The 8,701-nt window shown below is 72.3% G+C and carries 8 protein-coding genes; all 8 read right to left on the reverse strand.

The genetic code is table 11. The features are described 5' to 3' along the window. Positions 1–1,504, reverse strand: a 1,504-nt coding sequence (locus tag H299_RS0123465; protein ID WP_199782495.1) for an FAD-dependent monooxygenase, incomplete at its 3' end; no start/stop codon positions are given. Between the two features lie 64 nt (positions 1,505–1,568). Beyond that, positions 1,569–3,143, reverse strand: a complete 1,575-nt coding sequence (locus H299_RS35845) for an FAD-dependent monooxygenase (protein ID WP_051262772.1) — start codon at positions 3,141–3,143, stop codon at positions 1,569–1,571. A gap of 2 nt (positions 3,144–3,145) precedes the next feature. After that, positions 3,146–4,078, reverse strand: a complete 933-nt coding sequence (locus H299_RS0123475; protein WP_027750400.1) for an aromatase/cyclase — start codon at positions 4,076–4,078, stop codon at positions 3,146–3,148. Between the two features lie 135 nt (positions 4,079–4,213). Beyond that, positions 4,214–5,020 carry an SDR family NAD(P)-dependent oxidoreductase gene (locus H299_RS0123480; protein WP_051262773.1) on the reverse strand — a complete coding sequence of 269 codons (807 nt, stop codon included), beginning with the start codon at positions 5,018–5,020 and terminating at the stop codon, positions 4,214–4,216. A 38-nt stretch (positions 5,021–5,058) separates the two neighbouring features. Continuing rightward, positions 5,059–5,331, reverse strand: a complete 273-nt coding sequence (locus H299_RS0123485; RefSeq protein ID WP_027750402.1) for a phosphopantetheine-binding protein — start codon at positions 5,329–5,331, stop codon at positions 5,059–5,061. Between the two features lie 83 nt (positions 5,332–5,414). Next, complete coding sequence (locus tag H299_RS0123490) at positions 5,415–6,638, reverse strand: ketosynthase chain-length factor (protein ID WP_027750403.1); 1,224 nt, start codon at positions 6,636–6,638, stop codon at positions 5,415–5,417. After that, the gene (locus H299_RS0123495; protein WP_027750404.1) at positions 6,635–7,906 is read right to left on the reverse strand and encodes a beta-ketoacyl-[acyl-carrier-protein] synthase family protein; all 1,272 of its coding nucleotides are present in this window, start codon (positions 7,904–7,906) and stop codon (positions 6,635–6,637) included. Before H299_RS0123495 ends, H299_RS0123490 begins: the two co-directional genes overlap by 4 nt. Continuing rightward, positions 7,903–8,232 (reverse strand): TcmI family type II polyketide cyclase, encoded by a 330-nt coding sequence (locus tag H299_RS0123500; protein ID WP_027750405.1) that lies wholly within the window; start codon positions 8,230–8,232, stop codon positions 7,903–7,905. The genes H299_RS0123495 and H299_RS0123500 overlap by 4 nt, the downstream gene beginning before the upstream one ends. Positions 8,233–8,701 lie beyond the last annotated feature (469 nt).

Here is an 8,701-nt window from a genome sequence, read left to right on the forward strand (position 1 = left end):
GGGGGCTCTTGTGGGCGGCGGGGGGGCCGAACCAGCGGGTGAGGGCGGTGGTGAGGCCCTGGGTGTCCTGGCCGGCCCAGGCCACGTAGCCGTCGGGGCGTACCAGCAAGGCGGTGATCCCGGCCAGGGGGTCGGGGCCGGTGGCGGGTTTGGGTGCGGCGGTGGTGATGCTGACGCGGTCCTGCCACAGGGCGGCGGCCTGGCGCAGGGCGGGGTCGTCGGCGAAGTCGAGGAGGACGCCGCGGGCGGGGTGGAGCAGTTGGGTGGTGCTGGTCTCCTTGGCGGCGCCGGCCAGGGCGCGGGGGGCCAGGCGGCGGCCTTGGAGGGGGTGGGTGTGCTCGGGCAGGTCGTAGTGGGTGTCCAGGTGGCTGACGACGCCTGCCAGGTGGCGTTTGACGTCGTCGTACTCCAGGAGTTCGGTCAGCATCTGGCGCAGCGGGTCGGCGGGGGCGCCGCCGAGGAAGACCATGCCCTGGGCGCGGGTGTTCATCAGCAGGCGGCGGCCGGCGGCGTGCCGTTCGCGGTGGTAGCTGGCCAGCAGGTCCGGGGGGGCGTCGCCGCGCAGGTGGGCGGCGAGTTTCCAGCCGAGGTTGGCGGCGTCCTGCACGCCGGTGCTCAGTCCCTGGCCGCCGGCGGGCAGGTGGATGTGGGCGGCGTCGCCGGCCAGCAGGACGTGTCCGCGCCGGTATTGGGAGACCTGGCGGGTGGCGTCGGTGAAGGAGCTGACCCACTGGGCGGCGCCGTGGTGGATGTCCTCGCCGGTGATGTGCTGCCAGGCGTCGGCGACCTCGTCGAAGCTGATCTCCTCTTCGGTGTCGCGGGCGGGGGTGCCGTGGGGGCACACGATGATGCGGTCGACGCCCTCGCCCAGGGGGGCGGCCATGACCATGCCGTGGGGCAGGGTCTCGCCCAGGAAGCGGGGCTTGAGGTGGCAGCCGGTCACATCGGCCAGGAACATCGCGCGGGTGGCGGAGGTGCCGGGGAAGTCGAATCCGGCCGCCTGGCGCACGGTGCTGCGTCCGCCGTCGCAGCCGACGAGGTAGGCGGCCTCCAGGGTGCGGGGGCCCTGGGGGGTGGAGACCTGGACGCGCACGCCGTGGCTGTGGTCGTCCAGGTGGAGGAACTCCCAGCCGCGGTGGAGCTGGGCGCCCAAGGAGAGCGCCCAGTCCTGGAGGACTTCCTCGGTCTTGGACTGCGGGATGCCGCGGGCGCCGAAGTGGGCGTCCTCCAGCACCGTGTAGTCGAACTGCACGCCGCCGAAGTGGCCCATCGCGCTGGTGGCCAGGGTCTCGCCCTGGCCGAAGCGCGGCAGCAGTCCGCGCTGGTCGAAGACCTCCATGGCGCGGGCGGTGAAGCCCAGGCCGCGGGACTGCCCGGTGGGGGCCGCCAGCTTCTCGATGAGCGTCACCCGGGCCCCGCCCAGGCGCAGTTCCCCGGCGAGCATCAGTCCGGTGGGGCCGGCGCCGACGATGACGACGTCGGTCTCCAGCGTGTTCCCCTCCATGGCCACACTTCCCTTCCCTAGCGTGTGTTGCGGAACCTGCCGACGAGGCGGGCGGGCCCCGTGGTCAGTGCGGTGCGCCGAACCAGTGCTCCAGCGCCGCCGGCAGCCCCTGCCCCCCGGCGGGGGCGGCGGGGGCGGGGGTGGTGCGGGGGGTCTCCTGGACCCAGGCGATGTAGCCGTCGGGGCGGACCAGGAGGCGGTCGATACCTGCCAGGGCGGAGCCGGGGCGGGTACGCGCGGCGGCGGTGGCCACCTGCTGGGTGTAGCGGGACAGGGCGGCCCGGGGGGCCGGCGGGCGGGGAGCGGGGGGCGGGCCGTGGTCGTGGTGGCTCAGGTCGAGCAGGAGGCCGCGGCCGGAGTGCAGCAGGTCGGGCAGCCGGTGGTGCGCGGCACCGGGGCGGGGGTGGGCCGCGTGGGGGGGCAGGCGGCGGCCCACCAGCGGATGGACGGCCGGGGGCGGCGTGGTGGGGGGCGGGGTGGTGGGGGGGTGGTGGATGTCCAGGCCGCTGATCTTGGCGGCCAGGTGGGCGCGTACCGGTTCCAGTTCCAGCAGCTGGGCCCATATGCGGCGCAGGGGTTCGATGGCCGGGTCGCCCAGCAGCAGCAGGGCCTGGGCCTCGATGTTGGCCAGGACGCGCGCGCCCACCGCGTGCCGCTCGCGGTGGTAGCTGTCCAGCAGGTGCGGGGGGGCGTGGCCGTGCAGGTGGGCGGCGAGTTTCCAGCCCAGGTTGAAGGCGTCCTGGAGGCCGAGGTTGAGGGCCTGGCCGCCGATGGGCATCTGCTGGTGGGCGGCGTCCCCGGCGAAGAGGAGGGGGCCGCTGCGGTAGTGCTCCAGCTGGCGGTTGGCGTCGGAGAAGGAGTTGGCCCACAGCGGGGTGCCGCCGCTGATGTCCTCGCCGGTCACCTCCTTCCACACCCGGGCGATCTCCTCGAAGCCGACCTCCTGGGTGCGGCGGGGGGCGGGGGTGCGGAAGGCGTGCGCCATGACGCGGGTGACGCCCTCGCGGTGGGCGGCGATGGCCAGCCCGCCCGGCAGCCGCTCGAAGCGCCGGTCGGGTATGCGGATGCCGGTGACGTCGGCGCGCAGCAGTTCGCGGCGGGCGGGGCGGCCGGGGAAGGGCACCTGGGCCAGGGCGCGCACCGTGCTGTCCTGCCCGTCGCAGGCGACCAGGTAGTCGCCGCGGATGCGGTGTGCTCCGGTGGCGGTGGCCGCCACCGCCTCCACCCCCCGCTGCCGGCCGTCCTTGGGGCGGGGGGCGCAGCTCTCCAGGCGGTGGCCGCGGGCGATGAAGGCGCCCAGGTCGCGGGCGCGCTGGGCCAGGAGTTCCTCGGTGCGTGCCTGGGGGATCTTCCACTGGCCCTGGTAGGGGCTGTCCTGGGCCAGGTCCATGGGGATGCCGCCGAAGTGGCCGCGCATCTCGCGGGGTGCCCCGGCCAGCTCGGGCAGCAGGCCGCGGGAGTCGAGGATCTCCATGGTGCGGGCGTGCACCGTGGTGGCGCGGGAGGCGGTGGAGGGTGCGGTGCGCTCCTCCAGGACGGTCACCTCGATGCCGGCCAGGGCCAGTTCGCAGGCGAGCATCAGTCCCACCGGTCCGGCGCCGGCCACGATGACCTGGGTCTCGCGCGGTGCGGGGGCCACCTTCACTCCTGGCTCTCGGCGTGGTTCTTGGCGTGTTCCAAGGTGGCGCGGCTGTTGGTGCTCAGCGCGTTGTGCACGTAGGTGCGGGCCTGGGCGGCGGTGGCCTGCGGGCCCAGGACCTTTGCGATGTTGGCGGTGTTGAGGGTGACGGTGTGCTGGGAGGAGGCGGTGGTCACCCCCTGCTGCTCGGTGAAGGTCCACACCCCGGTGTGCAGGGTCATCAAGGCGGGCAGGGTGACCTGCTTGTAGGCGATCTTGTGGTGGGGGAAGGTGACCCGGTAGGACTTGGTGGTGTGCACCGAGCCGTCCTTGGCGCGGGTGTCCATCTCCAGGGTCTGCAGGTGCGGGCTCTCCTCGCTCAGCCGCACGCTGGCCACGTGCGGCAGCCGCTTGGCCCACAGTCCGGCCTCGTCGATGAAGGCGTAGGCGGCCGCGGCGCCGGCGTGGATGGTGAGGCTGTCGGTGAAGGAGAAGGTGTGCTCCTCGGCCGCGTGGGCGGCCTCCAGGTTCTCCTTGAGCGCTGCCAGCTCCGAGCGGCTGTTGCGGTCGACGGCCTCGTCGATCCACGCCAGGGAGGCCGGGTCGTCGCCGATGGCCCGGTAGTCGTGCAGCAGCCGCACCCGGCAGGAGCCGGCGCCGTCCTCCTGGATGATCCAGGTGCCGCCCATCTGGGCGACCGGGGGGGCGGTGACCTCCTGGCGGAAGGTGATGCGCCCCCCTGCCTGGTCCAGGGTGCGGCGCGAGGTCCAGTTCTTGGCCTCGCCGTTGGCCGTCGCCCAGATGCGGATCATCTCCTGGTCGCCGTCGCGCTCGACCTGCTCGGCGAGGATGGTGGGCGGGAAGATACGCGGCCAGTGCTCCACCTGGGCCAGCAGCCGGTAGACGGCTGCGGCGGGCGCGGCGACGGTGGTGGCGTGCTCAACCTCGCGGATCATCTGACCACTTTCTTCTCTGCGGAAAAATGGGGAGGGGCGGTGCGGGCAGGAACATCGGATGCCGGCAGCAGCCGGCGAAGATGCCGGCGAAGACTGCGGGGCCCGCCCCGGGCCCGGCCGGGCCCGGGGGTGGCGCTAGAAGTTGCCCAGGCCGCCGCACACGTTCAGCGCCTGCGCGGTGATGGAGGCGGCGGTGTCCGAGACGAGGTAGCCCACCAGCGAGGCGACCTCCAGGGGGGTGGAGTAGCGGCCCAGGGGGATCTTGGCCTGGAACTTCTCCAAGATCGCCTCCTCGGTGGTGTCGTAGGCGGCGGCGTAGCCCTGCCGCACCCGCTGGGCCATGGGAGTCTCCACGTAGCCGGGGCAGACCGCGTTCACGGTGATGCCCGTGGGCGCCAGTTCGTTGCCCAGCGCCTTGGTGAAGCCGACCACCGCGTGCTTGGAGGCGGAGTAGGGGGCGCCCAGCACCACGCCCTGCTTCCCCGCGGTCGAGGCGATGTTGATGATCCGGCCGCGGTCCTTGTGCCGCATCCCGCCCGCGTTCAGCACCTCCCGGGTCATCCGGAAGACGCTGTTCAAGTTGGTGTCGATCACCTGCGCCCACAGCTCGTCGCTGATGTCGGCGGTCACCCCGCCGCCTGCCCGGCCCGCGTTGTTGACCAGCACGTCCACCGTCGCGAAGCGCTCCACCGCGGCGGCCACGAAGAAGGAGACGGCCGCGGGATCGCACACATCGAGCGCACAGCCCTCCACCTCCCAGCCCTCCCCCCGCAGCTCCTTGACCGTGGCGGCCACCCCCTCCTGGCTGCGCGCCCCCAAAAACACCCGGTGCCCCCCTTGGGCCAGCAGCCGCGCGGTGGCCAGCCCGATCCCGCTGGTCGCCCCGGTCACCAGCGCCACCGGAGCGCCGGCCGCCTGCCCGCCCGCCTCGTTGTCACCCATCGAAGATCCCTCCCCTTTTTTCTTTCGTCTCTTGCCGGTCAGGCGGCGCGGGCCGCGGACAGATGCGCGTTGACGGCCTCGATCAGCCCGCGCGGGGTGAGCACCTCGCCCAGCACGTCGTCATCCAGCGAGATGCGGTACTCCCGCTCGATACGGCCCCCCGTCTCCAGCAGCGCCAGCGACTCGTACCCCAGATCCTGGAAAGCGGTGTCCAGGACGGCCTCGCCCTCCCAGTCGACGCTCTCCTCCCCGCCCGCCGCCTCCAGCACGATCCGCTTGAGATCCGCGAGGGTGAAAACCGCGACAGCCATACAAATAACCCCATTTCCTGTCATTTCATGGTGAAGTATTCAGAGTTGGGTGGAGCAGTGTGCGGCACCTGATGCGGGTGCGGTCAGGGCAGGGCGTCGCCCGCGCGCAGGACGGCGGCGGCGTTGAACCCGCCGTGCCCGCGGGCCAGGACGAGCGCGGTGGCCAAGGCGGCCGGGCGGGGCTGGCCGGTGACCAGGTCCAGGTCGTAGGCGCAGGCCTGGGTGTGCACGGTGGGCGGGATGACGCCCTCGCGCATCGCCAGCAGCGCGCCGGCCACGTCCAGGGGGGCGGCGCCCGAGTAGAGGCGCCCGGTCATCGTCTTGGGGACGGTGACCGGCACGCCGTGCGGGCCGAACAAGGAGGTGAGGGCGTTTGCCTCGGCCGCGTCCAGATCCGGGCTGCCGGCGCCGTCGGCGAAGACGACGTCCACCTCCCGCGGCTCGATGCCCGCGTCGGCGAGGGCCACCTGCACGGCGCGGCGCAGCGCGGGCGGGCGGGCGCTGCCGGGGGCCGGGTCCATCGTCGCCCCGTAGCCGGCCAGCTGCCCGTAGACACGGGCGCCGCGGGCGCGGGCCGCCTCCAGCTCCTCCATGATCAGCAGTGCGCCGCCCTCCCCGGGCACGTAGCCGCGCGCCCGGCGGTCGAAGGGCAGGTAGGCCGCCTCCGGCTCCTCGCAGGTGGACAGGCGGCGGCTGGTCAGCTGCGCCACCCAGCCCCACGGGCACAGCGAGGCGTCCACCGCGCCGGCCACGATCAGCGGGGTGCCGCGGCGGATGAGGCGCCGCGCCTGGGCCAGCGCGTCCAGCCCGCCGGCCTGGTCGCTGACCACGACGCCGGCGGGGCCCTTCATCCCGTTGCGGATGGAGATCTGGCCGCTGTTGACCGCGTAGAACCAGGCGAAGGACTGGTAGGCGGAGACGTGCGAGGCGCCCTGGCCCCAGAGTTTGCGCAGCTCGTCCTGCCCGAACTCGAAACCGCCCGAGGAGGAGGCGGTCACCACGCCCATGTCGAAGGCGGGCAGCTGGTGGGGGGTGATCCCCGCGTCCTGCAGTGCCCAGTCGGCCGCCGCCAGCGCCAGCCGCGTCATCCGGTCGGTCTGCGGCAGCAGGCGGCTGGGCAGGTGGTCGGCCGCCACGAAACCGGGCACCTGCCCGGCCAGCTTCGCCGGATACCCCGAGGGGTCGAAACGCGTGAGGCGCCCGATGCCCGACTTGCCTCCGCAGGTGGCCGCCCAGAAATCCTGCGCGCCCAGCCCGTTGGGCGCCACCACGCCCAGCCCGGTGACCGCCACCGCCCGCGCGCTCACCGCATGCTCCGCTCCGGCCGCGCCAGCACCATCGCCGACTGGAACCCGCCGAAGCCGCTGCCCACCGTCAGCACCGCATCCACCCTCTTCTCCCGCGCCACCCGCGGCACATAGTCCAAGTCGCACTCCGGGTCGGGGGTGTGCAGGTTCGCGGTGGGCGGCACCACCTGGTGCTCCATCGCCAGCGCCGAGGCCGCGACCTCGATCGACCCGATCGCGCCCAGCGAATGCCCCACCATCGACTTGATCGAGGAGACGGGCACCCGATAGGCGTGCTCCCCCAAGGACGCCTTGAAGGCGGCCGTCTCATGCCGGTCGTTCTGCTTGGTGCCGCTGCCGTGCGCGTTGACGTAGTCGATCTCCTGCGGGTTCATCCGCGCCTCCCTGAGCGCCACCCGGATCGCCTCCGCCATCTCCGCGCCGTCCGGACGCAGCCCCGTCATGTGGTAGGCGTTGCTGCGCGTCGCGTACCCGGCGACCTCCGCGTAGATGTGCGCCCCGCGCGAGCGCGCCGCCTCCAGCTCCTCCAGCACCACGAACGCGGTGCCCTCCCCCAGCACGAACCCGTTGCGCGTCCCGTCGAAGGGCCGCGAGGCGCGGTGGGGCTCCTCCACCCGCGGCGTGGTCGCCTTGATCGCGTCGAAGCAGGCCATCGTGATCGGGGAGATCGGCGCGTCCGAGGACCCGGCGACCATCACCTGCGCCGACCCCTCGCGCACCAGCTCCGCCGCGTACCCGATCGAGTCGATGCCCGAGGTGCAGCCGGTGGAGACCACCGTGGAGGGGCCCTCGGCGCCCACCGCCCACGCCACCTCGGCCGTGAAGGAGGAGGGCACCAGGTGGTCGTAGAGATGCGGCACCGCATACCGGTGGTCCACCAGATCCAGCCGCCCGCCGTCGCTGACGACCCGGTACTCCTTGTCCAGCCCCATCGTGGCGCCCACCGCGCTGCCCACCGTCACCCCCACCAGGCCCGGATCGCCCAGCGCCGGCTGCACCCCGCTGTCGGCGACCGCGCCGCGCGCGGCGACCACCGCCAGCTGCGCGGCACGGTCCATCCGCCGCACCTCCTGCGGACCCAGACCCATCCCGTAGGGATCGAAATCGATCTCCGCGGCCACCTTCGAGCGAAACGGCGCCGGATCGAAGAAGGTGATCCCCCGCGTCGCGGTCCGCCCCTCGCTGAGCAGCGCCCAGAAGTCCTTGACCCCCACACCCCCCGGAGCGATCACCTCCATCCCGGTGATCACCACACGACGCCCACTCACGAAGACGCCTCCCACGAGTAGAACCGCGCCGCCATCGCATCCGCCGGAGACCGCCACGTCGCCGGATCGTACGGAGCGATGAACGGCTTCAGATCCTCACTGATCCGCACGAAACGCGGATCAGTCTTCGCCTCCTCGATCAGCTCACCGCCATTGTCCTGATCAAAATCCTGGAGATGAAAATACAGACCCCGAAACGAGAACAGCTGACGCCGCCGCGTCCCCATCAAATGCGGCATCCGCGTCCCGTCGAAATCAGCGAACAACTTCGCCACCTCGGCGTCCGCACCAGGCTCCATCCGCGCAACGATCAACGTGCTGTACATACAGACCCGCTCCTCAGCGATCAACAGCCGACACAGAAACCCGCACACACCCTCCCCGGCCCGAAAACCCGGAACCGGAGACCACACGCAGACGACACCACCCACAACAAAATCGCGGAGACCCGACCATGAACCCGGCAGCGGAAAACACCCCTCCGAAGCCCTCCCCCAAGACTCATAAACAACCCCCTCCCCCATCAAGACACCCCACTTCACATCTCCGTCCGCTTCCGTCAGATCCCACACACCCACTACAGCCACGTCAGAAAACCGCCAACCCCACGCCAGACACCCCCACCCCCACGTCAAACCCCCACCCCCGCAAACCCCCGGAGCCAACAGCCAGAAGACCGGAAGACCGGAACACCCCAGACCGGAACACCAAGGACCAAAGAGCCAGGACACCAAGAAGCCAGGACCCGAAGAAGCCGGAAGACACGAGGGGCCGGAGGCTCGAGGGGCCGGAGGC

The organism is Streptomyces sp. CNH287 (assembly GCF_000424825.1).